Genomic DNA, 26,269 nt, shown 5'->3' on the forward strand with positions numbered 1-26,269 from the left:
GATGCAATCCATCATCGACACGCTGACGAGCACGGTCGCCGCCACCCATGCCGAAGACCTGCGCGCCGCCTTTGCCGCAGATCCGCAGCGCTTCAGCCGGTTTTCCGCTTCGCTCGACGATCTGTTGATGGATTACTCCAAATGCGCCGTGAATGACGACGTGCTCGAACAGCTCGAGCAACTGATGACGGCGGCTGGCGTTTCGGAAAAGCGCGATGAGATGTTCTCGGGCGCGCCGATCAACTTCACCGAAGGTCGCGCCGTTCTCCATACCGCGCTTCGCAACCGCTCGAACCGTCCTGTGATGGTCGATGGACGCGATGTCATGCCCGACGTCAACGGCGTTCTCGAGGCCATGGGCAAGTTCGCTGACGGCATCCGCTCCGGCGAGATAAAGGGTGCTACCGGCAAGGCGATCACTGACGTCGTCAATATCGGCATTGGCGGCTCGGATCTCGGGCCTGTCATGGCGACGCTCGCGCTATCCCCCTTTCATGACGGCCCGCGGCTGCATTTCGTCTCCAATATCGACGGCGCACACATCGCCGACACGCTGAAGACGCTTGCACCCCAGACCACGCTCTTCATCGTCGCCTCGAAGACATTCACCACCATCGAAACGATGACCAACGCCCAGACGGCGCGTGCCTTCATTGCCAGCACGCTCGGCGAAGCCGCCGTCGGCCACCACTTCTGCGCCGTGTCCACCGCGCTCGACAAGGTCGCGGCCTTCGGCATCGACCCGGCCCGCGTCTTCGGTTTCTGGGACTGGGTCGGCGGTCGTTATTCGATCTGGTCGGCGATCGGCCTGCCGCTGATGATCGCCATCGGGCCAGACCACTTCGGCGAGTTCCTCGCTGGCGGCCATGCGATGGACGAACATTTCCGGACCGCACCTTTCCGGCAGAACCTGCCGATGCTGCTCGGCGCGCTCGGCGTCTATCACCGCAATGTCCTGGGCTATCAGACACGGGCGATCCTACCCTATGACCAGCGCCTGTCGCGCTTTCCGGCCTATCTGCAGCAGCTCGACATGGAATCGAACGGCAAGAGCGTGACGATCGATGGCAAGCCAGTCCAGGGCGCGTCCGGCCCGGTCGTCTGGGGCGAGCCGGGTACCAATGGCCAGCACGCTTTCTACCAGCTGATCCATCAGGGCACGAGCGTGATCCCGGCCGAGTTCCTGATCGCCGCCAACGGCTTCGAGCCGGAACTCCGCCACCAGCACGAATTGCTGATCGCCAATTGCCTGGCGCAGTCGGAAGCGCTGATGAAGGGCCGCACACTTGCCGAAGCCAAGAGCCAGCTGACCGCCAAGGGCGTATCCGACGAAGAGGCCGATTTCCTTGCCCCGCACCGCGTCTTCTCCGGCAACCGCCCCTCGATCACCTTCGTCTACGAGCAGCTGACCCCATTCACGCTCGGCCGCCTCATCGCGCTCTACGAACACCGCGTCTTTGTCGAAGGCGTCGTGTTCCGCATCAATTCCTTCGACCAGTGGGGCGTGGAGCTTGGCAAGGAACTGGCGACGGGGCTGTTGCCGGTGGTACAGGGGAAGGTTGCGGCCACAGGGCATGACAGCTCGACGGCGGGGCTGGTCTCGGCGCTGGCGGAGCGGAAGAAGGTGTAAGTCGCGAGAACTCCCATCTGATGCGGCATCTGGAAGTTTTAACGATTCGCTACTAGGTTGCGAACTCAATCACTGTTCGCGGCTATTGCATGAGGCTTTGGCGCTGGTGCTCGGATTGTCCATGATCTGGATATATCGAGCTAGCGAGAGAATCCCATGACAACAGTCCCCTCCATAAATTCAGCGGCTCTTCTGATCCTCCAGCAGACAGGCCCCATACAAACGAGCCAGCAGCAAGCCGCTGGTTCCGACGACTTGCTGGCGGTCGCAAATGGCATGAGCAAGCAGGTCAGCAGCGATCAGCAGCCGACGCGGGCCCAGGCAAAAGTTTCGGAATCCCTCTTCAGCGTGAACCATGTCAGCATCAACAAGCTGAAAATGGATCTGATCGACCGCACCGGCAAAGCCCTCGGCGTCGATCAGGCCGACTATGCCTCGAGAAAAGACTTCGTCGATGCCATGCAGAAAGCGCTCGGGAAACTGAAGATGGAAGGCGGAGATGACGCTGTTCGGGGCCTGGAGAAGGAACTCGGCCTCGACAAACTCGGCGTGTCCATTCAGGACGTGATTGACAGCGCCAAGGATCCCGAGGCGAACGACAAGCTGACCAAGGCCCTGGAGAAACAGGCCAAGATCAATCTCGGGCTCGACGAAGTCGCATCACAGCGCTTTCCGATCCAGTTTGACGAGGCTGGAACCTACGGTCTGCAAAGTTTTTGACCAATTCACCGGGCCAGCCCCCAAAGCGGCCCTGTTTGAGTTGAGGCGACTTTGATACAAAGTTGACAGAGCGTATGTCTGGGGAACACCATGAAGATCGCCAAATGGGGCAATAGCCTCGCTGTTCGCCTTCCCGCAAGCGTAGTCGATGCGCTGAGCCTAAAGGAGGGCGATGACATCGAAGTTCGCGCTGTCGACTGGCGTGTGCTTGTTGTTGCCCGCAAGCCAGCCCCGCAAGATCTTCTTCAGCGCTTACGAGCCTTCCGGGGACGGTTGCCGCCCGACTTCAAGGTTGACCGAGACGAGGCAGATTGGCGATAGGTTCGTCATATGAACTCGCCGGCCGCCGGCCTGCCCCTTCAAAACCCAATCTCCGCCGCCGTCGGCGGATTGGCCCCTGCCCGCGACACGGTCACGGCGGCAGCCTTGGCCCCCACCGTCAGCGCGTCGCGTACGGCCTCTTCCGAGAGCGTCGTGACCTTTTCCTTGGTCAGCAGGCCCTGACGCTTCAGCGACGCCAGGATGCCCGCGTCGAAAGTGTCGCCGGCGCCGACGGTGTCGACGACTTCGACCTTGTTCGAGGGCACTGAGACCTTGAAGTTGGCGGTATAGGCTGTCGCACCTTCAGCCCCCTTGGTCAGGACGACGAGCTTGGCGCCGCGCGTCAGCCAGTAGGCGGCGCGTTCGTCCTGGGTTCCCTGGAGATCAAACCAGTCGAGGTCTTCGTCGGAGAATTTCAGGATATCGGACATGTCGGCCATGCGGGCGATGCGGGCCTGGTGCGCCGGCTTGTCCTTGATGAAGCCGGGGCGGATGTTCGGGTCGAGCGAGATGACGCGGGTCTTGTGCTCGCGCGTCATCAACGCCTCATAGGTCGAGCCGCAGGGTTCGGGGATCAGGCTGATCGCGCCGAAATGCAGGGCCTCGCAGCTGTCATCGAGCTTGGGCAGATCGGCTTCTGATATCATCCGGCCGGCCGTGTTTTCGTCGTAGAAGGCATAGGATGCCTGACCGTTGGTGAGCTTCACCAGCGCGATCGTGCAAGGGCGCGAGAGCGTCGCGCAATAGCTGAAATCGACGCCCGAGGATTTCAGCGTGTCGCGCAGGATGTCGCCCAGCATGTCGTCGGAGAGGCCGGTGAAGAAGCCGGTGTCGATGCCTAGCCGACCGAGCGCTATCGCCGTATTGAAGATCGCGCCGCCGGCATAGGGCGCAAAAGCGCGCTCACCGAGCGTGGTTTCGCGTGGCAACATGTCGATCAGTGCTTCGCCGCAACACAGGATCATCTCGACCTCCCAGTCTTCAGTTTCAATCGATTTAAACCAAGTCGCTCTCGATTTCCAGTGCGACTGCGGGCATTTGCTCAACCGAGCGACGAAACCCCACCATTGCGGCCCGACCAGGCGAGTGGCGCATCGAGGAAGGCCTCGACCTCCGACAGGGTTTTCTCGTCGAAGAGCTTCTGTTCGCGGGCCACCGCCAGCACGTTGCGCCAGGTGGCGATGTAGTGGAGCTTGACCTTGCCGTCGTCGAAACGCTGCTCAGCCTCGGGGAAGATGCCGTAGAAGAAGAGCGCGATGCCGTGGTCGACCACACCGCCGGCAGCCCTGATTGCATCGATGAACTTGAACATGCTGCCGCCGGCGGTCGTCAGGTCCTCGATGACGAGCACGCGCGACCCTTCCGGCATGTTGCCCTCGATCTGAGCGTTGCGACCATGACCCTTGGGGGCTTTACGCACATAGATCATCGGCAGGCCGAGGCGATCGGCAAGCAGAGCTGCGAAGGGAATGCCGGCCGTTTCGCCGCCGGCAATGCAGTCGAACTGCTCGAAGCCGGCATTGCGCATCAGGGTGGCTGCGGCGAAATCCATCACGGTGGAGCGGACACGCGGATAGGACAGAAGCTTGCGGCAGTCGATATAGACAGGGCTCTTCATGCCGGACGAGAGCTTGTAGGGCTCGGCCGCATTGAAATGCACAGCCTTGATCTCCCAGAGCATCTTCGCCACGAGTTCGGCCATCACGGCGGGATCGGTGAAGGGGGTCTGGATCATGGCTTTCTCCTGTCAAACACGGTCAGAAGCGCAATAGCAGCAAGCCGCGCCGCCCGCCAGATGGGCGCGCCATGGAACATTCCTCGTCAGCGGGTCTTTAGTGCTCGTCGAACCACAAAGGAATACAAAGCCATGGACAACATCCTCGTCATCCAGCCGCTCGTCGCGCTCATTGCCGGCGTTCTCATCCTGATCATGCCGCGCCTGCTCAACTATGTCGTCGCGATCTATCTGATCGTGATCGGCGTGCTTGGCCTCTGGCCGCAGCTCGGCTCGCTCGGAACCTGAGCGCGTCGCTGATCAGGTAACGTCCCAGAGCAGCGGGAATTTCGGATCGAAGACGGTGACCGGGCCCGCACCGGTGGAGATCTTCGTCGGAAACTCGACCGGTTCGTCGCGCTTCACGAGGGTTATCCTCTCCTCGTTTGCGGGCAGGCCATACCAGGCCGGCCCGTTCAACGAGGTGAAGGCCTCGAGCTTGTCCAGCGCGTCCTCCTGTTCGAAGACATGGGCGAGGCAGCTCATGGTGTTGATCGAGGTGTAGATGCCGGCACAGCCGCAGGCGCATTCCTTCAACGGATCGACATGCGGCGCGCTGTCGGTACCGAGGAAGAACCTAGCATCGCCGGAGACGGCTGCCTTGCGCAGCGCCTGGCGATGGTTCTCGCGCTTGGCGACCGGCAGGCAGTAATAATGCGGCTGGATGCCGCCGACGAGAATGTCGTTGCGGTTGATGATCAGGTGATGGGTGGTGATCGAGCCGGCGAGATTGCGATCGGCCGATCGGATATACTGGATACCGTCCTCAGTGGTCACATGCTCCATGGTGACCTTCAGCTCCGGCAGGCGCTTGCGGAGCGGCTCAAGAACCGTGTCGATAAAGACCTTTTCACGGTCGAAGATGTCGACTTCGGGCGTTGTTACCTCGCCATGGACGCAGAGCGGAAGCCCGACCTTGGCCATGCGCTCGAGCACCGGCATCGCCTTTTCCATGTCGCGCACGCCGCCATGGGAGTTGGTCGTCGCACCTGCGGGATAGAGCTTCACTGCGGTGATCAGGCCCGAGCGCTTGCCCTCCTCCACATCATCAGGATTGGTGTGTTCCGTGAGGTAGAGCGTCATCAATGGCTCGAAGCGGTCGCCTTGTGGCACCGCCTTCAGGATCCGCTCGCGATAGGCGCGCGCGTCATCGGTCGTCACCACCGGCGGCACGAGATTCGGCATGATGATCGCACGGGCGAAGTGGCGGCTGGTGTCGCCGATCACGCCTTCCAGCATGGCGCCGTCGCGCAGGTGCAGGTGCCAGTCGTCGGGGCGGCGGATGGAAAGGGATGACATGGGGCGAGCCTCCGGCTTGACGAGAACTCGCCGCCCTTAGCATGTCCATCCAGCCGGATCAAAGGATCAGGCGACCCGTTCGTTCGCGGAAGCCACCGCCTTGTCGGCCTCTTCCATCTGCTCGCGGCGATCCTGCTCCATGATTGCCTGGATCCGCGGAAGCGCCCGCCCGAAGGCGGCCACACAATCCGGATCGAACTGGGTGCCGGCACGGCCGAGGATATGCTCGACTGTGCGCTCGAAGCTCCACGCCGGCTTGTAGGGGCGTTCCGTCGTCAGCGCGTCGAAGTTGTCCGCCACGCAGACGATGCGGCCGGAGATCGGGATCGCGGTCCCGACGAGCCGGTTCGGATAGCCCTGTCCATCCCAGCGCTCATGGTGGCTAGCTGCAATCTCCGAGGCCAGTTGCAGCAGCGAGGAACGGGAGCGCCCGAGGATGTCGCTGCCGATCTCCGCGTGAGACTGCATCTGGCGATATTCGGCTTCAGTCAAGCGGCCCTGTTTCAGAAGAACCGTGTCGGGCATCGCGACCTTGCCGATGTCGTGCATTGGGGCCGCGAGCCGAATGTCGTGGCAGACATGGCTCGGCAGACCCAGTTCGATCGCGATCGCTTCCGAATAGGCCGCAACGCGCAGCGTATGGCGGGCCGTCTCCGGGTCCTTGTACTCGGCCGCAAGTGTCAGGCGATGGATGATCTCCTGCTCGCGTTCACGCAGTTCGCCCACAGCACGTTCGACCTCGCGGCGAAGCCACTCGGCCTGGTCGGCCAGCTGGCGACGGGCACGGGCGAGGCTGACGATGTTCTGCACGCGCGCCTGAAATTCGACTGGGTTCACCGGCTTGGTGAGGAAATCGATCGCACCGGCATTCAATGCCGCCATGCGAGTGGTCATGTCCTTGTCGGCGGTAACGAAGATGACGGGCACTTCGGCATATTTCTCGAAGCGGACGATCTCCGTATAGAGCTCCACTCCGTTATAGACCGGCATCTGGTAATCGATGATGGCGATGTCGAAATCGAGCTCCGGCAGGGCTGACAGCACAGCGTCGGGGCTCGCAAAAGGCAGGGCTTCGCAGTGATCGAGCTTCGCGACGAGCTTCGTCAGGAGCTTCAGATTGGTGCTGTTGTCGTCCACCAACAAAATACGCATGAACGCCTCCGTGCTTCTCAGGCAACCAGTTTGAATTTCAGCGCGAGAATTTCCTCGCCCAGCATTTCGATATCCGCGGCCGCCGGTCTCTGGCTGCGCAGCGCATGGGCCTTGACGGCCAAATCATTGAGCCCGACATTCGAGGCCGCGCCCTTGATGGTGTGCAGGACCCGGTCGATTTTCTCCGGATCGTTGCGGCGAAGGGCCTCGTTCAGCTCGTCGAGCAGACCGGTCGCATCGTCGAAGAAGGATTCCACCAGCTCCTGGAACACCTCTTCGCCCAAAGCATCGACCAGTTCGGCGTGACGCGCCTCGTCAAGGCCCTCGATGCCAAGGGCCGGCATGGCCTGAAGTGGGATTTCGGCAAGATCGAGCTCAGGCAATTCGAGCTTCTGGGGGGCGGTTGTCGTGGCCGCTGCCGGCACGCTTTCGCGGGCGGAAGACGTGGTATGGGCAATCATTTTCTTCAATCTCTCAAGTGTCACTGGCTTGGATTCAAATCCCTGCATGCCCGCTTCCAGGCAGCGGCGTCGGTCATCGTCGGAGGCGTTGGCGGTCATGGCAATGATCGGGGCATCGGCAGAGGGACCGCGCTCTGCGATGATCCGCTTCGTCGCCTCAATGCCGTCCATGACGGGCATCTGCATATCCATCAGGATGAGGTCGAAGGCTTGTTCGCGAGAGATGGACACGGCTTCTGCACCGTCATTGGCGATCTCGACGTCCTGGCCCAGACGTGCCAGAAAACGGGTCGCGACGATCTGGTTGACCTTGTTGTCTTCGACCAACAGGATGCGACAGCGCGGAAGCGTTTCTTCGGCGACAACCTTGGCAGCAAGGCCGTTTGCCTCTTCGCGGGTGACCGGGACAACGCCCAGTTCGAACCAGAAGATCGAGCCGACACCGACCGTGCTGCTCATGCCCAGCTCGCCACCGAGCTTCTCGACGATCTGCTTGCAGATGGTGAGGCCGAGACCGGTGCCGCCATAGCGACGGCTGATCGAGGCATCGACCTGGGAAAAGGGCTTGAACAGCTTGTCGAGGCCAGCCTCATCGATGCCGATGCCCGTATCTTCCACCTCGAAGCGGATCATCAGCTTGCCTTCGCGGTAGAAGTCACGCAGGCGCAGAGTGACTGTCCCCTGATGGGTGAACTTGACGGCATTCGACAGCAGATTGAGCAGAACCTGACGCAGGCGCGTCGGGTCGGTCTTGACGTAGAGCGCCTGCAGGGAATCCGGCAGGTCGAGGATCACGGTGTTTTCGTGATCGTCGGCGCGGCCGCGGATGATGCTAACCGTGCTTTCAGCGAGCGCACAAACGTCGAAGGCACGCTCCTCCAGCTCGAGCTTGCCGTGCTCGATCTTGGAGAAGTCGAGGATCTCGTTGATGATCTCGAGCAGCGCCTCGCCAGACGAGCGGATGGTTTTGACGCTCTGGATCGTGTCGTCGGGCAGCTCCGAGAGCTCGAGCAGTTCGGACATGCCGAGGATCGCGTTCAGCGGCGTACGGATCTCGTGGCCCATGGTGGCCATAAATTGCGACTTCGCGCGGTTGCCGGCATCGGCCGCTTCATAGGCCTCGCTCAATTGAGTCGCCATGACCTGCAATTCGTGGCTCGACTGACGGACCGAGCGAAGCTGTCGATTGAGCGTGACGACGAGGAAGACGACCGACACCATCAAAAGGGTCAGCATGACGGTGGAGGTTCGCTCCAGGTTGAGGATCGTTGACCGGCTGCCGGCCCGCTCATGGCTGACTCGGGTATTGGTATAGAGCAGGAAATCCTCGGCCACGCGCCCCATGGAAATCAGCACTGTGTCGAGTTCTTCCAACTGCCCGGGACCTGGCATTGTCCCGGCCGTGTATGCATCAAAAATCGGCTGGACCTTGCGGACACCTTCCGTCACGGCGGCGATGTAGCCGCGAATATGCTCGTCGCCGGAGAAATAGGTCCCGAATTTTGCCTGATCGAGGATCGAGACGCGGGAATAGAGGATGTCGTAGCGCAGGGAAAGTTCGTCGAGCAGCCGGGGATCCTGTGGATCGCCCTTTACGCCGGTCAGGCTATGATTGAACTGCCGCACTTCGCGGTCCAGTTGATAGACGGACCAGAGGGAGTTTTCGCGGACGCCATCCTCCATGATCCGGTATTGGCGCGCGATATCGACAAAGAGCACCAGAAGCACGATCAGGAGCACCGCAGACACGGTCTGCAGGACGAAGGCAACGGTGCCTCCGCCTGCAAATTTCCGTGCTGTGGCGCCCGTCATTGTCACTGGCCGACCTCGATTTCCTTGATCTGCCAGACCGAGCGCGAGAAGTATTTCTCGTTGAACAGGTCTGCGTTGAGATCAAATGGATAGACCAACATCAGCGGACCCTTGTCGCGGATCGACATCGGCTTGCCGTCGAGCTTGGTTGCAAGCATGGTGTCGAGCTTGGCGTCTTCGGCCGGTACATCGGCGGCGTAGTCGTTCAGAGCGCGGACCTTCAGGCTCGTGCCGGTCGCACCGACGGCAGCGAGGATCTCGCGCAGGAGCGGACCTTCGAAGGTGACCTTACCCGTCGTCCAGGGCGTTTCCATCTCGCCCTTGCGCCCTTTCAGCTTCTCCAGCATCGCCAGGTCGAATTGAGCGGCGTCACCGGCATTGGTGTTGGAGATCTTGCCCGTCACGGTCAACACGACCGGCCCGGTCGGCGCTTCCAGCGCCAGTACCGCCGTCGCGGAGAGGCCGATTGCGAGGAGCGCCGCGATAATGCTCTTCATGGTGCAGCTCCCTTCGATCAGGCCGAACGCAGTTCCGGATGCACGGCGCCCGCGCCGAGGTGATCCGAAAGCAGCTTGCGGAATGCGACCGCTTCAACCGGCTTGTGCAGGAAGTCCGTGATACCGGCGGCCTTTGCTTCCTCGCGAAGACGCGGCTCGTCGTCTGCCGTCACCATCACCACAGGAACATCACGGTAACGGTCCATCAGGCGCACGGCCTTGACGAACTGAAGCCCGGACATGCCCGGCAGCAGGTGGTCGACAATCAACATATCGAAGTTCTCGGCATGGCACAGCATCAAAGCCGTGTTGCCGTCGCCGGCAACCTTGATCTCCTCAACGGTGACCTTCTTTGCGAGATGCTTGATGATCATCGCATTGGTCGGATTGTCTTCGACAATTAGTATGGCCATTTCCAAACCCCCATAAACACGCCCAGCCCGGGCTCCGTCAGCCTTGCGGGCCGGACGGGAACTGCGTTAACCTTTCATGGAGGAGTTGTATCAGGGGGAGGCTGAAATTCGCTGAACCAAACCGGTACAATTTTACCGATGGCACATTTAATTAGAACTTAAGAATTTTCGCAGGCTCGACTATGCCTTGAGCCAAACAGGTTCAGAACGTGTCGAAGGTGAAATCGGCCGTCCGACTGCATTCGATGACGAGCCTGCCATTGGGCAAATCGTTGCTTTTCACTTTCGCATCGATCTGTGCCGGTGTGAGACCGTAATGGGTCCAGCGTGCCACGAGCCTGCGCTCCAGTTCACTGATCGGCGGCGCGACCATGACGGTGAGGTCGAAGAGATCCGCGAGGCTTGCCCAGCGCCCCTGCTGCAGCAGCAGGTAGTTGCCCTCGGCAATGACGATGCGATCTTCCGCTGCAATGCATCGAGCGGCGGCGATGGCGAGTTCGCGGTCACGATCGAAGACGGGCGTAAAGACTTCGCCGCCGGCCTTTATGGCCCTGAGGAGATCGTCCAGGCCCCTGATGTCAAAGGTATGCGGAGCGCCCTTGCGCGCGATGTCACCGCGCTCTTCAAGGATCGCATTGTCGAGGTGGAAGCCATCCATTGGCAGGACCGCGCTGCGGTGGCCCCTCTCCGTCAGAGTTTCATGCAGGCGATCCGCCAGCGTCGACTTTCCCGCACCAGGCGGTCCGGCGACGCCGACGAGCAAGCGGGCACCATCCTGCGCCCGCCGCTCGATCTGGGTGATGAGATCATCCAGCACCGGCGTCATGCGGCGCGCTCGACCTCTGGGGCCGGACGGGCGCCGGTCATGAAGGCGACGGCATCCGACATGGTGTAGTCCTTCGGATTGATGACGCAGAGACGCTTTCCGAGGCGGTGAACGTGGATGCGATCGGCCACTTCGAAGACATGCGGCATGTTGTGGCTGATCAGCACGATCGGCAGTCCGCGCGAGCGGACGTCGAGGATCAGCTCGAGCACCTTGCGGCTTTCCTTGACCCCGAGTGCGGCCGTCGGCTCGTCGAGGATGATCACTTTCGAGCCGAAGGCCGCAGCCCGCGCCACAGCCACACCCTGGCGCTGGCCGCCCGAGAGCGTCTCCACCGCCTGGTTGATGTTCTGGATGGTCATCAGGCCGAGTTCGGAGAGCTTGTCGCGGGCGATCTTCTCCATTGCAGGCCGGTCCAGCTTGCGAAACAGACTGCCCATGACGCCCGACTTGCGAAGTTCGCGACCGAGGAACATGTTGTCGGCGATCGACAGTGCCGGCGACAAAGCGAGGTTCTGGTAGACGGTCTCGATGCCGGCCTTGCGCGCCTCGATCGGCGAGCGGAATTGCACCGGATTTCCATCGAGGCGGATCTCGCCCTCGTCTGGTATCACGGCGCCGGAAATCGCCTTGATCAGCGAAGACTTTCCGGCACCGTTGTCGCCGATGACGGCAAGGATCTCACCCGGATAGAGATCGAAGTCTGCCTGGTCGAGGGCCGTGACGCGGCCGTAACGCTTGACCAGGCCGCGGGCTGTGAGAATGGGTTCCTGGGTCATCAGCCTGCTACCTTTCTGATCCACTGGTCGATTGCGACGGCGGCGATGATGAGAACGCCGATCAAGAGATAGGTCCATTGCGGGTCCGTGCCGATCAGGCGCAGGCCAAGCTGGAAGACACCGACAATCAACGCGCCGAAGATCATGCCGAGGATCGAGCCACGCCCGCCAAAGAGCGAGATACCGCCGATCACCACGGCCGTGATGGATTCGATATTGGCGAACTGGCCGGCGGTCGGGGAGACCGAACCGATACGGCCGATCAGCGCCCAGCCAGCGAGTGCGCAGATGAGGCCCGATAGCGTGTAGACCGAGATCAGCATCCGCTTGACGTTGACGCCTGCGAGTTCCGCCGCATCCGGGTCGTCGCCGACCGCATAGACGTGGCGGCCCCAGGCGGTGTGGTTCAGCACATACCAGAGGAGTGCAACAAGGAGCACCATGGCAATGACGCCATAGGTCAGCACCGCGCCGCCCATGCGGATGTTCTCACCGAAGAACTTGAGGATCGGCGCGTTGGCGTCGATGTCCTGGCTGCGGATCGTCTCGTTGGCGGAATAGAGGAAGTTGGTGGCGAGCACGATCTGCCACATGCCGAGCGTGACAATGAAGGGCGGCAGCTTCATGCGCGCCACGAGCACGCCGTTGATGAAGCCACAGAAGGCGCCGACGCCGAGACCGCAGATCACGGCAAGCTCGGGCGGAAGGCCGTAGCGGAAGACGAACTGGCCCATGACGACCGAGGAGAGCACCATGATGGCGCCGACCGAGAGGTCGATGCCCTTCGTCAGGATCACCAGCGTCTGAGCAGCTCCGACGATACCGACGATGGCAACCTGCTGGAGAATAAGGGTCAGCGTGAAGGCGGAGAAGAACTTGCCGCCGAGAACAACGCCAAAGACGGCAATCGAAAGCACAAGCACGATCAGCGCTACGGCTGCAGGGCTCGAATGCAGGAAATGCTGGAAGCGCTCGAGAGCACTCTTTTCGTGACGGTCGAACGAGGCGACTTCGGTCGAACTCGACGTTAGGACCTTCTCGAATTCCTGCGTGGTCCGCGTCTCAGGATTGGCCGGCTGCATGGGTCATCCTCCCTGCCGTTGGTCTTAGTATTCTACATGAAGGATACGCCCGGCCTGCCGCCGCGCAAAGGCCGGGCGTTGCGCCTGGCGGCGGGAGACGAACTCCCGCCGACGTTTCAGTTCAGGCGCAGGAGTTCGATCAGCCCCAGCACTTCTCGGTGCCGACCTTGGTGTCGATCGACTCGACGCCAGCTGCCGGCTTGTCGGTGACGAGAGCGACGCCCGTATCGAAGAAGTTCTTGCCTTCGGTGGCAGCCGGCTTTTCGCCGGTGTCTGCGAACTTCTTGATCGCTTCGATGCCGAGCGATGCCATCAGCAGCGGATACTGCTGCGAAGTCGCACCGATGACGCCTTCAGCGACATTCTTGACGCCCGGGCAACCGCCGTCGACCGACACGATCAGCACGTCGCCTTCCTTGCCAACGGCCTTCAGCGCTTCATAGGCGCCGGCAGCTGCCGGTTCGTTGATGGTGTGAACGACGTTGATGGACGGATCCTTCTGGAGAAGGTTTTCCATGGCGGTACGGCCGCCTTCTTCGTTGCCGTTGGTGATGTCGTGGCCGACGATGCGCGGATCGGTTTCGTCGCCGATCTTGTTGATGTCGACGGTGTCGATGCCGAAGCCCTTCATGAAGCCCTGGTTACGCAGGACGTCAACAGACGGCTGCGAAGGCGTGAGGTTCAGGAAGGCGATCTTGGCGTCCTTGGCGGCGTCGCCGAGGGTTGCAGCAGCCCACTTGCCGATCAGTTCGCCGGCGAGAAGGTTGTCCGTCGCGAAGGTCATGTCGGCGGAATCGATCGGCTCCAGCGGCGTGTCGAGGGCGATGACGAGGAGACCTGCGTCACGAGCCTTTTGGACGGCCGGAACGATGCCCTGCGTGTCGGATGCGGTGAGCAGGATGCCCTTTGCACCGTCAGCAATGCAGGTTTCGATGGCGGCAACCTGGCTTTCCGAATCGCCGTCGATCTTGCCGGCATAGGACTTCAGGGTCACGCCGAGTTCGGCAGCCTTGGCGGTCGCGCCTTCCTTCATCTTGACGAAGAAGGGGTTGGTGTCGGTCTTGGTGATGAGGCAGGCGGAAACGTCGGCGGCCTGTACCGGGGCGGCGAAAACAACGCCGAGGGCCAGGGTCGACAGGGCAGCAGTGATCAGAGACTTTTTCATTTGGTAATCCCTCCCGAATGGTGTCGGCCAGCTCCTCCGGCCGCAGCGTGTCGGCACGGATCGCCCTTCGGCGATCCGATCGGCTGCCATCAGGCATCCACTCCTCCACGGACCCATTTAGAACATGAGGACATTTCAGCTGTCAATAAATAAATCCAGTTGAATTATTAAATCGGTGTGACATTCTGCACGAGCTTTCGTAAAAGAAAGCGGTCGGGAGGAGCGGCCTCAAGTGTCACAGGATGATCATGCACGACTGGCGGATCCGGCGCCCAGGGTGAGCGCCGGTGGCGGCTCGAACCAGGTGCGCGTGCGCGCCTACAACGAGCGGCTGGTGCTGTCCCTGGTTCGGCAGAATCCCGGCTGCTCGAAGGCCGATATCGCACGCCTTACCGGCCTTTCCGCCCAGACAGTCTCGGTTATCATGCGCTCGCTCGAAAGCGACGAACTCTTGATGCGCGGCGAACCGATCCGCGGCCGCGTCGGTCAGCCCTCCGTCCCGATGTTCATCAACCCGGAAGCGGTCTTCTCCTTCGGCGTGAAAATCGGCCGCCGCAGCGCCGACCTCGTGCTGATGGATTTCGCCGGCACGATTCGAGAGCAACGCCACCGCACCTATCGCTACCCCCACCCCGACCACCTCCTACCCTTCATCTGTGACGGCATCGCCGCCATGGAAGCGGAAATGGACGAAACGATGCGGGCGCGCATAGCCGGGATCGGCATTGCCGCCCCCTTCGAACTCTGGAACTGGGCCGAAGAGGTCGGTGCCCCGGAAGGCGCGATGGATATCTGGCGCAAGGTCGACCTGCAGGTCGAGGTGCAGACGCGCATGGCGCATCCCGTCTATCTGCGCAACGACGCGACCAGCGCCTGCGGCGCAGAACTGGTCTTCGGCGCCGGCCAGCGCTATCCAGATTTTGTCTATTTCTACATCGGCTCGTTCATCGGCGGCGGCATCGTCGTCAATTCGTCTCTCTTCGTCGGCCGAACCGGGACCGCTGGAGCCATCGGGCCCCTTCCCGTTCGTGACAAGCATGGCCAGACGCGCCAGCTTCTCGACATCGCCTCGATCTTCGTACTCGAGAACCTGTTGCGCGAGCGCGGGCTCGATCCGCAGCCGCTCTGGTATGCGGCGGAAGAATGGATCGACTTCGGCGAGCCGCTGGAGATCTGGATCCAGGATACGGCAGCCGCGCTGGCCCAGGCCGTCATTGCGGCCGCATCAATCATCGACTTTGCCGCCGCGATCATCGACGGCGGCTTTCCCGCATGGGTCCGCCATCGCCTGGTCAATGCCACCATCGAGGCGATGAACCGCCTCGACCTGCAGGGCGTGGTCATTCCCGACATCGTCGAGGGCGAGGTGGGCGACCAGGCCCGGGCCATCGGCGGCGCGAGCCTGCCGATCTTCGACCGCTATCTCATCGATCAAACCGTATTGTTCAAGGATACCCCCCATGCTGAAGGGCATTGATCCCCTCTTGAGTCCCGAACTGCTTGCCACCCTGCGCGCCATGGGACATGGCGACGAGATTGCCATTGTCGACGGCAACTATCCGGCGCTGGAACACGCAAGACGACTGGTTCGCCTCGACGGGCATGCGCTGGTCCCTATCTTGAACGCGATCCTCAGCGTCATGCCGGTCGACGACTTCGTGCCGGAGGCGATCTTTCGCTCTGTCGTCGGCGGCAAGCCCGACCAGATCGATCCGGTGCATCAGGAAATCATCGATTGCTGTGCCCGCCACGAACCAAAGGTAGCGGTGACGAAGCTGATCGGTGCGGATTTCTACAACCGGGTGAAGGCCGCCCATACCGTCGTTCAGACGGGGGAGCCGCGGCTTTACGCCAATGTCATTCTTCGCAAGGGCGTCATCTACCCGTAAGCCTCAGCCTTCGAGGGCGCGCGAGATCCGGCGGGACAATTCCACGGGGTTCTTCAGAACGATGGCCCGGCTGGTGCGCTCCACCAGCTGCTCGCGCGCCAGCCTCGACATCTCGCGTGACACCGTTTCGCGGCTTGCGCCGATATGTTCCGCCAGTTCCGCATGGACGAGCGGCGGTGAAATAATCCGCTCTCGTCCGCCATCATTGCGCACACGCGAAAGCCTGAGCAGCGTGTTGTAGAGACGGTGCTTGGTGTCAAGGAAGGACAGTTCCGACAAACGGTCGTTCATCGCCCTGATGCGCTTCGACAGAAGCTGCAGCAGCGCCAGCGCGACGTCCGATCTCTGCCGCAGGATGTCGAGGAAGACGATGCAGGGGATCACGGTCACTGTTGCGTCGCTGACAGCCATGAGGCTTGCGGATCGCGCCATGTCATCGATGGCCGACTGCTCGCCGAGGATGTCGCCGCGCTTGAAGCTGCCGAGAATGGCTTCCTTGCCGACGGAAAAGCGCAGCACGGCACGAATCTCGCCCGTCTGGACGATGAAGACGTCCTTGGACATATCCTCGAAGTCGACCAGACTTTCGCCGGCACTCAACGTGCGCGAATGGCAGCGCAATAGCCATTCGCGGTCTTCTTCCGGCGTGAGACCAGCAAAAATTGCACATCCGCGCAGTGTCGGAAGCGTGGTTGCCGGAAGCGGCAGGGCGGAGCCTGTCGTAGCGTTTGCTTTCATTTACGGATTACTTGTCGCGTTCATGACGATGGAGCTTACTTATTCGGCGGCATCGATGCTTAGCAAGATGCCGGAAACCAAGACCCTTACAATTCGACTACCGCAGAGCATCGAATTTCATTCAATTTGAAACAATGCAGAAACCGGTGCGCAAGAGTCAACCGATCGAGCCGGAGGACGGTCCCCAGACGTCGGTGAGGGCAAAGCCCCGCTCGAAGGGATCGAAGGGGTCGAGCGCCACTTGATGCAGTCCGAATGTGAAACCGCGGCCGCTGATGGTCGGGATGACGGCGGGACATCCGGCGACCTCCGACAGGGCCGAGAGCCCAATCTCGAATTCGGAGCCGATGATCGACCGCGACAGCATCACGTCGCCGACCTTCGCCTTGCCACGCGCATGGAGCGCCGCGAGATTGGCCGAGTTGCCGGTGCCACAGGGCGAGCGATCGACGCGACCCGGCCACATCGTGGTGCAGGTGCGGATCGCGCCGTCAGGATCGACATCGCGGAACATCACATAGGCCACACCCGAAATCGCGGGAATTTCCGGATGAACAACGGGGATCTTGCGATTGATCTCTTGCTTCAGGATCATGCCGGCGTCGACCAGCGCGCGGGCATTGCCCTTTTCGATCGTCAGCCCGACCTGCCCGACATCCACCAGCGCATAGAAGATGCCGCCATAGCTCAGATCGAAGGTGATGCGGCCCCATTGCTCGGTGTCGAGCGTCACGTCCAGCTCGTGGACAAAGGATGGCACCATGGTGAGCTTGACCCGCTCGCAGCGCCCATCGCGGCAGGTGGCGGTCGCCTTGACGAGGCCGGCCGCCGTTTCCAGCATGACAATCGTCTCGGGTTCCTGCATCTCGACCATACCGCTTTCCAGCAGCGCGGTGGTCACGCAGATCGAGTTGGAGCCGGAACTGGCATGCGCCTGATCCGGCTGCAGGATGACGAAGGCTGCGTCGGCGGCTGGGTTCTTCGGCGGGAGCAGCAGGTTGACGGAGCCGATCGGCGCGCCGCGCGGCTCGAGCACCAGCAGGCGACGCAGCGCCTCGCCCTTGGGATCGGTGTTGAGCCACAGCAATTGCTCCGCCACGGTGTCACCCGGGATCTTCGGCACGCCGCCGACGGCGACCTTGCCGATTTCACCCTCGGCGTGAACGTCGAGCAGTTGAAGAGTGCGCTTCCATCTCATGTCATTCCCCCATGCCGTTCGATGGCCCCGTTGCAAAAAAAAGGGCTCCTGCCCTTCAAGAGCACAAGCTTATGCGTCATCTCAAGGGGAGACATCACAGGTAACGACCTGCAACGTTACCGGCGTCGTGTTAAATCAGGGGAACGTGATATCCAAGGGCTTTTATCGCGCGTGTGCGAAAACGCGTTCGCCAATCGCCGGCGAGGAAGCCCACGGAGCGACATTGCAATGAGCTTGCACGCGGTGCGCCGAAGCGCAAAATCGTATCGTTATGAAAGGAGAAGGAATGGCGCACCCGAAAGGATTCGAACCTCTGACCCCCAGATTCGTAGTCTGGTGCTCTATCCAGCTGAGCTACGGGTGCTTGCCAAAACCGACTGTGCGTCGGCGTGTGGCGATCCTCTAAAACGGGACGATCAGGATTGCAAGCGCCCATTTGAAAAAAGAGTCATTTTCCTGTCACGTGCCTTGCGGGACGATCTCAAGCGCGGGCGCGCCAATCGTCGAGAGCCACTGGCCTGTCGGGGATTTCAACGCGGAACATGGTGCCAGGACCCGGTTTTTCCACGAGGGCGATCGTTCCGCCATGAGCGATCACAAGCTCGCGGGCAATCGCAAGGCCGAGGCCCGTACCACCGGATCGAGCCGAACCACGGAAGGCGGCGAACAGGTTTTCCCGCGCCTTGCGCGGCATGCCGGGCCCCGTGTCGTCGATGACGATCGCGACGACCGACCCGGTTCGCTGGGCGGATAAGGTGATGCGCCGTCCATGCTCGGGATCGTCGGGCGTGAAGGTGGCCAGCGCCTGGACGGCATTGCGGCAGATGTTGTGAATGACGCGGAAGAGCTGTTCGCTGTCGGCATCCACTTCGATGTCGACGCCGACATTGTCGATGAATTCGATACCCGCCTCGTGGCCTAGATGCAGGAGGTCCCGAACCTCCTGGCAGACTTCCGACAGAAGGAAGCGGCGACGACGCGGTTCGGCTTCCGAGGTCTGGCCATAGGAGAGAACCTCGCTGGTGTAACCGACGGCGCGGTCGATGGTGCGTAGGAGCTTGGGCGCAAAGCTTTTCACCAGGGGATCATCGACATCGACCAGGCGGTCTGACATCAGTTGGGCCGAAGCCAGGATATTGCGCATATCGTGATTGATCTTGGAGACGGCGAGACCGAGATCCGCGAGCGTCTTCTGCTGACGCAGCGTCTTCTGCAACTGGTCCTGCATCCTCGAAAGGTGACGGCCCGCGACCGCAATCTCGTCATTTCCGACGGTCGTCGGCAAGACGCGGGCGGGATCTTCGGGATTTTCCGCGAAGACCTGCATACTGCGGGCCAGACGCCGCACCGGCATGATCATCACGCGATTGATCGCCAGGAACATGAGTACGGCGGCGATGACCGAAATCATCAAGGAGACGAAGAGGATGTTGCGCGCATAGCCGAGCATGGCCTTGCGCAGGGGCGCCTCGTCCATGACGATCTCGACCGTGACGTCACTGCCTTCCGCTATGGGCCCGTAGACGCGCAGCAGACGGTCGCCGCCAAAAATGAGGGTATAGAAGGCATCGCGGATCGATCCGAGTTCCGAATAATCCGAGAGATCGAAGGCGGCATCCACCTCGTTCGGCATTTCGGTCACGGCAAGCAGGCGCGAGGTACCATCCTTGCGAAGCACGATGGCCTTCGTTCCCGTGGTTGTCAGCGTATCTTCCTGGACGTTGCGCGGCAGTTCCAACGGCTGGAGACCGTCGATCACCACGCCGGCGGCAGCGGCCGTATTCAGGCGGTCCTGCAGCCAGCGCTGGCGCATTGTGGCGACGGACGGCGCAAAGATCAGGATTTCGGCCAGCATGACAAAGGCGATCGTCAGCCACAGGAGTTTGCCGGAGAGCCCCCTGATGCGGGACGGCATGGCGTACCCCTCGGAGAGGTCGGCCTGCAGATGATTGTCCTGCCGGTCGAACATCGGCCCTCATTCCTTGTCGTCCGTGTCTGTCGCGGCGCAATTGTGACGCTGCCCAAAACGACGTGACGACGCCAGTGTAAAGCGGTGTTTTCAATGCCTAGCACGCGCAAGCCGTGAAGAAACATGAAAGTTTGGTCATGTTCTTTCGCGGCGTTACCGACCTTAACGAAGGAAGCGGCGTGGCGGATGTGTGGCAAGGCGAGGTTTTTTCGCCTTCATTCGCAGGATAAAGGCATCACGGCGACCTGATTGACTCCTGCGCCCCCTGACACTATAAGCCGCGCACGTTCGGAAACAGGCGCCCGGCGGCGCTTACCCGTGCGACGAACCAAAACGCTGTTGCAATTTGCACATCCAAGAAGGGCCGCACCCCGCGGTATTAAATAAATGTCGAAGCGTACTTTCCAACCTTCCAAGCTTGTTCGCAAGCGCCGCCACGGCTTCCGTGCGCGTATGGCCACCAAGGGCGGCCGTCAGGTGCTCAACGCTCGCCGCGCTCGCGGTCGCGCCAAGCTTTCGGCCTAAGGCCGGATGAGCCCGACGAGACTGACGGGCCCATGACGTCCACGGACTCCAAGACATCTGTTGGCCGGCTCAAGAGCCGGCCTCAGTTCCTCGCCGTCAGGCACGGCGAAGCGCGCAAGGGTCGCACCTTCCTGCTGGAGGTTCTCGACCGCAAGGATGATGCGCCGCCCCGCGTGGGCTTCACGGTCACCAAGAAACATGGCAATGCAGTGGAACGGAACCGCATGCGGCGCAGGCTGAAAGAAGCCGTGCGACTGAATGCGGCGTTTGCAATGCAGCCGGGACACGACTATGTCATTGTCGCCCGGCGCGAGGTACTCGGTGTGCCATTCGATCAATTGTCCCGGCAATTGATCCAGCGCATCGAAAACCGCCAGACGAATAACTCCCGGTCGAACAAGACCGCTCCCAGGAAAGAGTGATGCAGAACAACCGCAACTATTTCATCGCGATTGCCTTATCGGTGGTGATCGTCCTCGCCTGGCAGTTCTTCTACATGAACCCGCGCATCGAGGCGCAGCGTCAGGCTCAGGAGGCGCAGATCGCCCAGCAGCAGGCACAGACCGAGCAGCAGGCGACGAGCCCTGCAGCCACGGTCGACGGCAGCTTGCCGGCGGGTGCTGCCGTCAATCCGGAAGCAAGCCGCGATGCCGCCGTTGCCACGACCGCACGCATCGCAATCGAGACCCAGGACCTTGAGGGTTCGATCAACCTGACCGGCGCCCGTTTCGACGACCTGAAGCTCAGACAGTATCGCGAGACCGCCGACCCGACGAGCCCGATCGTCACGCTCTTCAACCCTGCCGAAACGCGTGATGCCTATTTCGCCGAACTCGGCTTCATCGCCGGTGAGAATGCCGGATCGGTTCCGGGTCCGAACACCGTCTGGACCGCGCCGGAAGGTGCCACGCTCACGGAAGCGACACCGGTGACGCTGACCTATACGAACGAGGCCGGCCTCACCTTCTCCCGCACAATCTCGGTCGACGAACACTATATGTTCACCGTCGAGGACCAGATCGCCAACAATGGCGCCGCCTCCGCAAGCCTCGCGCCCTATGGCCGCGTCACCCGCTACAACAAGCCGAGCACGCCTTCGATCTTCGTTCTGCATGAAGGCTTCCTCGGCGTTCTCGGCGCCGAAGGCAGCCTGGTCGAGCACGACTATTCGGATGTCGAAGAAGCCGCGATCACCAATGCCAAGGCGACCGGCGGCTGGCTCGGAATCACCGACAAGTACTGGGCCGCATCGCTGATCCCGCAGCAGACCCTGCCTTACGAATCGCGCTTCTCCTACTTCACCGACGGCCAGGCCCGTTTCCAGGCAGACTACAAGAACGATGCCGTGAGCATCCCGGCCGGCCAGAGCACCTCGGTCAAGACCCTGCTGTTCGCTGGAGCCAAGCAGGTTCCGGTCATCGACAGCTATCAGGAAAGCCTCGGCATCCCGAAGTTCGACCTGATGATCGACTGGGGCTGGTTCTACTTCATCACCAAGCCGATGTTCCACCTGATGGACTACTTCTTCCATCTCGTCGGCAATTTCGGCGTGGCCATCCTGCTCACCACCATCGTCGTCAAGCTGCTGTTCTTCCCGCTCGCCAACAAGCAGTACGCCTCCATGGCCAACATGAAGCGCGTGCAGCCGAAGCTCGAAGAGCTGAAGACCAAGTATGCCGACGACCGCATGGGTCTGCAGCAGGCGATGATGGCGCTCTACAAGGAAGAGAAGATCAATCCGGTGGCCGGCTGCTGGCCTGTGCTCTTGCAGATCCCGGTCTTCTTCGCCCTCTACAAGGTCATCTACGTCACCATCGAAATGCGCCATGCGCCGTTCTTCGGCTGGATCCAGGATCTTTCGGCACCCGACCCGACGAGCTTCATCAACCTCTTCGGCCTGTTGCCCTTCGAATCCCCGACCTTCCTGCATCTCGGTGTCTGGCCGATCATCATGGGTGTCACCATGTGGCTGCAGATGCGCATGAACCCGACACCGCCGGATCCGACCCAGGCAATGCTGTTCAACTGGATGCCCGTCATCTTCACCTTCATGCTCGGCACCTTCCCCGCCGGTCTGGTGATCTACTGGGCCTGGAACAACACGCTGTCGATCCTGCAGCAGGCCTTGATCATGAAGCGCCACGGCGTGGAGATCGAGCTGTTCAAGAACATCGGCAACATGTTCCGGCGAAAACCAGCTCAGACCAAGTGATACGCAAAGCCCCGGCCATGCCGGGGCTTTTTCTATGGTGATCGAGACTCAGGCCCATGGCAGACATTTCTTCCTCCCCTCAGCGCTCCTGGCTTGGCGTCGCTCTCGTCGCCGGCTCGGCGGTCGCCTGGAGCTATGGCGGTGCGATCCAACGCTTCATCGGCGTCGCCGACGGCTGGACGATCGTGTTCTGGCGTTGCCTGTTCGCTGGCCTCTTCCTGCTTGCCTTCATGCTGATCCGTGACCGGATCGACGGCACGATCCGCCTGTTTCGGGCCATGGGCTGGCCGGGCTTTTTCATCGCCGTCGGATTTGCCCTCGTCTCGACCTTCTTCGTGCTTGCGGTGACCATGACACCGGTCGCGAATGTCGTGCTGTTCATGGCATCCATCCCGCTGTTTGCAGCCCTTCTCGCGCGCATCGTCCTCGGCGAGCCGATCACGCCGGTCACCTGGGGTGCCATCGGCGCCGTCATCCTCGGTGTGGGAATCATGGTGTCGTCCTCGATCGGCGAAGGTGGCTCGATCCTCGGACTGGCGCTTGCCGCCGCGATCCCGGCGATCTTCGCCTGCATGACGGTGCTGACCCGCCGCTATCCCGGCATCCGCATGACGCCGGCTGCCTGCGGCGGCTCCTTCATCGCCTGCGCTATCGCAGCAAGCCAGGCCGGCGCCTTTGCCGTCGGCTTCCAAGACCTCACCTTGCTCTTCTGCTTCGGCGCCCTCAATCTCGGGCTCGGCATGGCGCTCTATGTCACCGGTGCGCGCATGATCCCCTCGGCACTCGCGGCGCTTCTCGGCACCGCCGAGATGATCCTTGCGCCGGTCTGGATGGTCCTTCTGCACAACGAGATCCCGTCCGGGCGCACGATCATCGGCGGCGCCCTCGTCATGGCCGCCCTGTTCACCTATCTGATCAGCCATGCGCGGCAGGCCTCGCGTCCGGTCCCGACCGCGGCTGCTTGACTTTCCGGGCCAAAACCCGGATCAGTCCCGCTTACGAAAGGCCAGCCCATGACAGAAATACACGACAAACCCGACCAGCCGCTTTTCGGCCGCCCCTGGATCTTCATCCGCGGCGTGCCGTCGATGGAATTCCTGCCGCCGGAAGGACCGCTTGAAGTGGCCTTTGCCGGACGCTCGAATGTGGGCAAGTCGTCGCTGATCAATGCGCTCGTCGGCCAGAAGGGTCTGGCGCGCACGTCAAACACGCCCGGTCGCACGCAGGAACTCAACTACTTCGTGCCCGACGGCTATTCCGGCCAGGCAGGTGACCTGCCGCCGATGGCGCTCGTCGACATGCCCGGCTACGGCTATGCGCAGGCGCCGAAGGAACATGTCGATGCCTGGACGAAGCTAGTTTTCGATTATCTTCGGGGTCGCGCGACGCTGAAGCGCGTCTATGTGCTGATCGACAGCCGTCACGGCATAAAGAAGAACGACGACGAGGTGCTGTCGCTGCTCGACAAGGCCGCCGTCTCCTACCAGATCGTGCTGACCAAGACCGACAAGATCAAGGCCCCAGGTGTCGTGAAGCTAATTGCGGAGACGCAGGAAAAGATCAAGAAGCGCCCCGCCGCTTTCCCTGTCGTGCTTTCGACATCTTCTGAAAAAGGTGATGGCCTCGACCAATTGCGCGGGGCAATCAGCGAGGCCATCGGTCGGAGCCTTTGACGCTCAGGCTCCGATCAGGTCGACCCTAGCCGGCGGAGACAGGGCCGAACCGTATTCCTTACATCTTCGGCAGGATCACGGCGTCGACGACGTGAATGACGCCGTTCGACTGCTTGACGTCTGCGATGGTCACGGTCGAGACGCCGCCGTTTTCGTCGGTCAGCGTCACCTTGCCGTCAGCCGCCTTACCCTTCAGGACACAGCCGCCGACGGTCGGCACATCGGCTTCACCGCCATTGTCGGAGATCATCTTGACGAGGGCTTCCGCCATCACCTCCGACGCCACCACATGGCAGGTCAGGACCTTGGTGAGCTGTTCCTTGTTCTCAGGCTTCAGCAGCGTGTCGACTGTGCCGGCCGGCAGCTTGGCGAAGGCGTCGTTGGTCGGAGCGAAGACGGTGAACGGACCGGCGCCCGAAAGGGTCTCGACGAGACCGGCTGCCTGGACGGCGGCAACGAGCGTCGTGTGATCCTGCGAGTTGACGGCGTTTTCGACGATGTTCTTGGTTTCGAGCATTTCACCACCGCCGACCATCGGATTGGCTGCATAGGCTGCGGCAGCGCCGGCCAGGATGGCTGCGGAGAAAGCGAGCGGGCGAAGAGCGGTCTTGAACATTGAAGGTATCCTCTGTCCTTGGTGTTCGCGATCGTGTCCCTGCGTTTCGGGCGGGACATCGGGGGGCATTCCCTTTGGCGGGAACACCTGCAAGGACGGAAGCTCTTTCAATGAAGTTTCAGGCGGCTCGAAAAATTCGGCCGCCTTCCACTCACCTCATTGATTTCAAATCAAAATAATTTGCATCAGGGGCGCACTTCGCCAAGCGCCACCACAGGCCCGGTCGCTTGACCGGTCGGGGATCCGCCAAAAGGCTCGAGGCTGACGGCGAGCACCACGCCTTGCGTCAGGCGGGCGCGCAGATCCTCGGGCACATCGAGCTCGCCCTGCCCGGTCTGCGGCAGCACACCGAGCGAGATCGGCGCCTGTTCGCTCTCGACGAGCCAGAGTTCAAGCGACCTTTGCTCCGCGCCACCTGTCGCCACCGGGGTAAAGGACAAGCGACCCGAGCTGCCGTCATAGCGGGCATGGAGCGCAATGGCCTCGTTTTCACCCGCAAGTTCTGCCGTGAGCATTGCCTGCGGCTTCGGCCGGATGCGCTCGGCATAGTCGAGACCGACGACAAGCCCGAGGGCTGCGATCGAGGCGAAGCTCAGGCCGCGCCACAGGAGAAGCGAATTCCACAGATTGCCCTTTGCCACCGCCCCTGTCGCAGCGGATGCAAAAAGCCTGTCCTCGATCTTCGCGAGCAGCTGATCCGGCGGTGTGGCCTCGGCGTAATCGTCGTTGAACTGGGTCAGGTTCTCTTCCCAGCGCTTGACCATGGCGGCAAACTGCCGGTCGTGGCGCAGGCGCGCCTCGACCTGTCGTCGCTCGGATCCGCCGAGGACGCCGAGGACGTATTCGCCCGCGAGAACTTCATCCCGCGACCGGTCTCCCTTGCTCTGGTCAGGCGTGCTCATCCATGCACTCTCTCAATTTCAAAAGGCTGCGTCGCAGCCATGTGCGCATCGTGTTCAAGGGAACGGCGAAATGATCCGCCAGCTCCTGGTAGGACAGCCCCTCGACATAGGCCTGGCGAACGGCGAGCGCACGGTCAGGATCCAATGCCTCCAGGCAGGTGTCAATGCGGCCGCCCTCGGATCTCAGCACCGCATGCTCTTCTGGATCGGGCGCCAGATCGGCAATATCGACCGCAGCTTCGATGTCTTCTCCTTCCGGCCGCCTTGCGCGCAGGCGGTCGATGCAATGGTAGCGGACGATCGCGCAGAGCCAGGGATAGGCGTTGTCGCCCGCGCCCGTATAGGTCCCGGCCTTGTGCCAGATCTTCACGAACACATCCTGGAGAGCCTCTTCAGCCTCTCCCCTGTCTTTCAGCATACGCAGACAGATGGCGAAAAGTTTCGCCGAAATGCGACCATAGAGCAGAGAAAAGGCGGCACGGTCCTTCAGCGCCACGCGGGCCAGCAAGCCGCCGATATCGTCGCGTTCCATGAAGCCCCCTGGTGCAGTTGGCCGAGATATAGAGCGCCATCTTCAGCGGACAATGCGACGAGAAGAAGAAGCATGTCATGATGC

The 26,269-nt window shown here is 61.6% G+C and carries 28 protein-coding genes and 1 tRNA gene; 11 read left to right on the forward strand and 18 right to left on the reverse strand.

Annotation, left to right across the window (positions count from 1 at the left end; translation table 11 throughout):
- The first annotated feature begins 1 nt into the window (after position 1).
- The 3 genes from pgi to QWE_RS19915 all read left to right on the forward strand — a co-directional run bounded on the left by pgi (position 2) and on the right by QWE_RS19915 (position 2,671).
- Complete coding sequence (gene pgi, locus QWE_RS19905; RefSeq protein WP_006727973.1) at positions 2-1,630, forward strand: glucose-6-phosphate isomerase; 1,629 nt, start codon at positions 2-4, stop codon at positions 1,628-1,630.
- A gap of 156 nt (positions 1,631-1,786) precedes the next feature.
- Positions 1,787-2,350: a hypothetical protein gene (locus tag QWE_RS19910; protein ID WP_006727974.1), complete on the forward strand. Its 564-nt coding sequence runs from the start codon at positions 1,787-1,789 to the stop codon at positions 2,348-2,350.
- A gap of 90 nt (positions 2,351-2,440) precedes the next feature.
- Complete coding sequence (locus QWE_RS19915) at positions 2,441-2,671, forward strand: AbrB/MazE/SpoVT family DNA-binding domain-containing protein (protein ID WP_006727975.1); 231 nt, start codon at positions 2,441-2,443, stop codon at positions 2,669-2,671.
- Positions 2,672-2,709: 38 nt separating this feature from the next.
- Here QWE_RS19915 and QWE_RS19920 read toward each other — a convergent pair whose 3' ends face one another.
- On the reverse strand, positions 2,710-3,636 hold the full coding sequence (locus QWE_RS19920) for a carbohydrate kinase family protein (protein ID WP_006727976.1): 927 nt from the start codon (positions 3,634-3,636) through the stop codon (positions 2,710-2,712).
- Positions 3,637-3,713: 77 nt separating this feature from the next.
- Entirely contained in the window at positions 3,714-4,406 is a 693-nt protein-coding gene (locus QWE_RS19925) for an orotate phosphoribosyltransferase (protein ID WP_006727977.1), read from the reverse strand.
- 132 nt (positions 4,407-4,538) lie between these two features.
- Here QWE_RS19925 and QWE_RS24860 point away from each other — a divergent pair, with 132 nt between their 5' ends.
- Complete coding sequence (locus tag QWE_RS24860; RefSeq protein ID WP_006727978.1) at positions 4,539-4,694, forward strand: DUF3096 domain-containing protein; 156 nt, start codon at positions 4,539-4,541, stop codon at positions 4,692-4,694.
- 12 nt (positions 4,695-4,706) lie between these two features.
- Here QWE_RS24860 and pyrC read toward each other — a convergent pair whose 3' ends face one another.
- From pyrC to QWE_RS19970, 9 genes are all read right to left on the reverse strand, one after another.
- Entirely contained in the window at positions 4,707-5,744 is a 1,038-nt protein-coding gene (gene pyrC / locus QWE_RS19930) for a dihydroorotase (RefSeq protein ID WP_006727979.1), read from the reverse strand.
- Between the two features lie 66 nt (positions 5,745-5,810).
- Positions 5,811-6,896, reverse strand: a complete 1,086-nt coding sequence (locus QWE_RS19935) for an HD domain-containing phosphohydrolase (RefSeq protein ID WP_006727980.1) — start codon at positions 6,894-6,896, stop codon at positions 5,811-5,813.
- 17 nt (positions 6,897-6,913) lie between these two features.
- On the reverse strand, positions 6,914-9,169 hold the full coding sequence (locus tag QWE_RS19940; RefSeq protein ID WP_006727981.1) for an ATP-binding protein: 2,256 nt from the start codon (positions 9,167-9,169) through the stop codon (positions 6,914-6,916).
- A gap of 2 nt (positions 9,170-9,171) precedes the next feature.
- A complete protein-coding gene (locus QWE_RS19945) occupies positions 9,172-9,666 on the reverse strand; it encodes a putative pterin-binding protein (protein WP_006727982.1) in 495 nt (164 codons plus the stop codon).
- A gap of 17 nt (positions 9,667-9,683) precedes the next feature.
- Positions 9,684-10,079, reverse strand: a complete 396-nt coding sequence (locus QWE_RS19950) for a response regulator (RefSeq protein ID WP_006727983.1) — start codon at positions 10,077-10,079, stop codon at positions 9,684-9,686.
- Between the two features lie 202 nt (positions 10,080-10,281).
- A complete protein-coding gene (locus QWE_RS19955) occupies positions 10,282-10,905 on the reverse strand; it encodes a nucleoside/nucleotide kinase family protein (RefSeq protein ID WP_006727984.1) in 624 nt (207 codons plus the stop codon).
- On the reverse strand, positions 10,902-11,684 hold the full coding sequence (locus QWE_RS19960; protein WP_006727985.1) for an ATP-binding cassette domain-containing protein: 783 nt from the start codon (positions 11,682-11,684) through the stop codon (positions 10,902-10,904). Before QWE_RS19960 ends, QWE_RS19955 begins: the two co-directional genes overlap by 4 nt.
- Positions 11,684-12,766, reverse strand: a complete 1,083-nt coding sequence (locus QWE_RS19965; RefSeq protein WP_006727986.1) for an ABC transporter permease — start codon at positions 12,764-12,766, stop codon at positions 11,684-11,686. Before QWE_RS19965 ends, QWE_RS19960 begins: the two co-directional genes overlap by 1 nt.
- A 139-nt stretch (positions 12,767-12,905) precedes the next feature.
- Entirely contained in the window at positions 12,906-13,931 is a 1,026-nt protein-coding gene (locus QWE_RS19970; protein ID WP_006727987.1) for a sugar ABC transporter substrate-binding protein, read from the reverse strand.
- Between the two features lie 232 nt (positions 13,932-14,163).
- On the opposite strand from QWE_RS19970, the gene QWE_RS19975 reads away from it, so the two are divergent.
- The gene (locus QWE_RS19975; RefSeq protein WP_006727988.1) at positions 14,164-15,408 is read left to right on the forward strand and encodes an ROK family transcriptional regulator; all 1,245 of its coding nucleotides are present in this window, start codon (positions 14,164-14,166) and stop codon (positions 15,406-15,408) included.
- Positions 15,392-15,820: an RbsD/FucU family protein gene (locus QWE_RS19980; protein WP_006727989.1), complete on the forward strand. Its 429-nt coding sequence runs from the start codon at positions 15,392-15,394 to the stop codon at positions 15,818-15,820. The genes QWE_RS19975 and QWE_RS19980 overlap by 17 nt, the downstream gene beginning before the upstream one ends.
- Before the next feature lie 3 nt (positions 15,821-15,823).
- Here the strand turns inward: QWE_RS19980 and QWE_RS19985 are convergent, their stop codons facing one another.
- From QWE_RS19985 to QWE_RS20000, 4 genes are all read right to left on the reverse strand, one after another.
- Positions 15,824-16,558 (reverse strand): Crp/Fnr family transcriptional regulator, encoded by a 735-nt coding sequence (locus QWE_RS19985; RefSeq protein ID WP_006727990.1) that lies wholly within the window; start codon positions 16,556-16,558, stop codon positions 15,824-15,826.
- Positions 16,559-16,715: 157 nt separating this feature from the next.
- Entirely contained in the window at positions 16,716-17,756 is a 1,041-nt protein-coding gene (locus QWE_RS19990; RefSeq protein WP_006727991.1) for a 4-hydroxyproline epimerase, read from the reverse strand.
- Positions 17,757-18,043: 287 nt separating this feature from the next.
- Positions 18,044-18,120, reverse strand: a tRNA-Arg gene (locus QWE_RS19995).
- Positions 18,121-18,237: 117 nt separating this feature from the next.
- Positions 18,238-19,725 carry a sensor histidine kinase gene (locus tag QWE_RS20000; RefSeq protein ID WP_006727992.1) on the reverse strand — a complete coding sequence of 496 codons (1,488 nt, stop codon included), beginning with the start codon at positions 19,723-19,725 and terminating at the stop codon, positions 18,238-18,240.
- Positions 19,726-20,112: 387 nt separating this feature from the next.
- On the opposite strand from QWE_RS20000, the gene rpmH reads away from it, so the two are divergent.
- Genes rpmH through yihA form a run of 5 tightly spaced genes read left to right on the forward strand, consistent with a single transcriptional unit; the run spans position 20,113 to position 24,135 of the window.
- Positions 20,113-20,250, forward strand: a complete 138-nt coding sequence (gene rpmH / locus QWE_RS20005) for a 50S ribosomal protein L34 (protein ID WP_006727993.1) — start codon at positions 20,113-20,115, stop codon at positions 20,248-20,250.
- 32 nt (positions 20,251-20,282) lie between these two features.
- Positions 20,283-20,672, forward strand: a complete 390-nt coding sequence (gene rnpA, locus QWE_RS20010; RefSeq protein ID WP_006727994.1) for a ribonuclease P protein component — start codon at positions 20,283-20,285, stop codon at positions 20,670-20,672.
- Positions 20,672-22,462: a membrane protein insertase YidC gene (yidC, locus tag QWE_RS20015; protein WP_006727995.1), complete on the forward strand. Its 1,791-nt coding sequence runs from the start codon at positions 20,672-20,674 to the stop codon at positions 22,460-22,462. Before rnpA ends, yidC begins: the two co-directional genes overlap by 1 nt.
- Positions 22,463-22,518: 56 nt before the next feature.
- Positions 22,519-23,427, forward strand: coding sequence for a DMT family transporter (locus QWE_RS20020; RefSeq protein ID WP_006727996.1), 909 nt, complete (start codon positions 22,519-22,521; stop codon positions 23,425-23,427).
- A gap of 48 nt (positions 23,428-23,475) precedes the next feature.
- On the forward strand, positions 23,476-24,135 hold the full coding sequence (yihA, locus tag QWE_RS20025) for a ribosome biogenesis GTP-binding protein YihA/YsxC (protein ID WP_006727997.1): 660 nt from the start codon (positions 23,476-23,478) through the stop codon (positions 24,133-24,135).
- 58 nt (positions 24,136-24,193) lie between these two features.
- Here the strand turns inward: yihA and QWE_RS20030 are convergent, their stop codons facing one another.
- The 3 genes from QWE_RS20030 to QWE_RS20040 form a co-directional block, all read right to left on the reverse strand.
- Complete coding sequence (locus QWE_RS20030; protein WP_006727998.1) at positions 24,194-24,751, reverse strand: fasciclin domain-containing protein; 558 nt, start codon at positions 24,749-24,751, stop codon at positions 24,194-24,196.
- Positions 24,752-24,936: 185 nt separating this feature from the next.
- Positions 24,937-25,653, reverse strand: a complete 717-nt coding sequence (locus tag QWE_RS20035; protein ID WP_006727999.1) for an anti-sigma factor — start codon at positions 25,651-25,653, stop codon at positions 24,937-24,939.
- Complete coding sequence (locus tag QWE_RS20040) at positions 25,640-26,185, reverse strand: sigma-70 family RNA polymerase sigma factor (RefSeq protein ID WP_006728000.1); 546 nt, start codon at positions 26,183-26,185, stop codon at positions 25,640-25,642. Before QWE_RS20040 ends, QWE_RS20035 begins: the two co-directional genes overlap by 14 nt.
- Positions 26,186-26,269: the final 84 nt, after the last annotated feature.

Origin of the sequence: Agrobacterium albertimagni AOL15 (genome assembly GCF_000300855.1) — a bacterium.
Taxonomy (GTDB): Bacteria; Pseudomonadota; Alphaproteobacteria; order Rhizobiales; family Rhizobiaceae; genus Allorhizobium; species Allorhizobium albertimagni.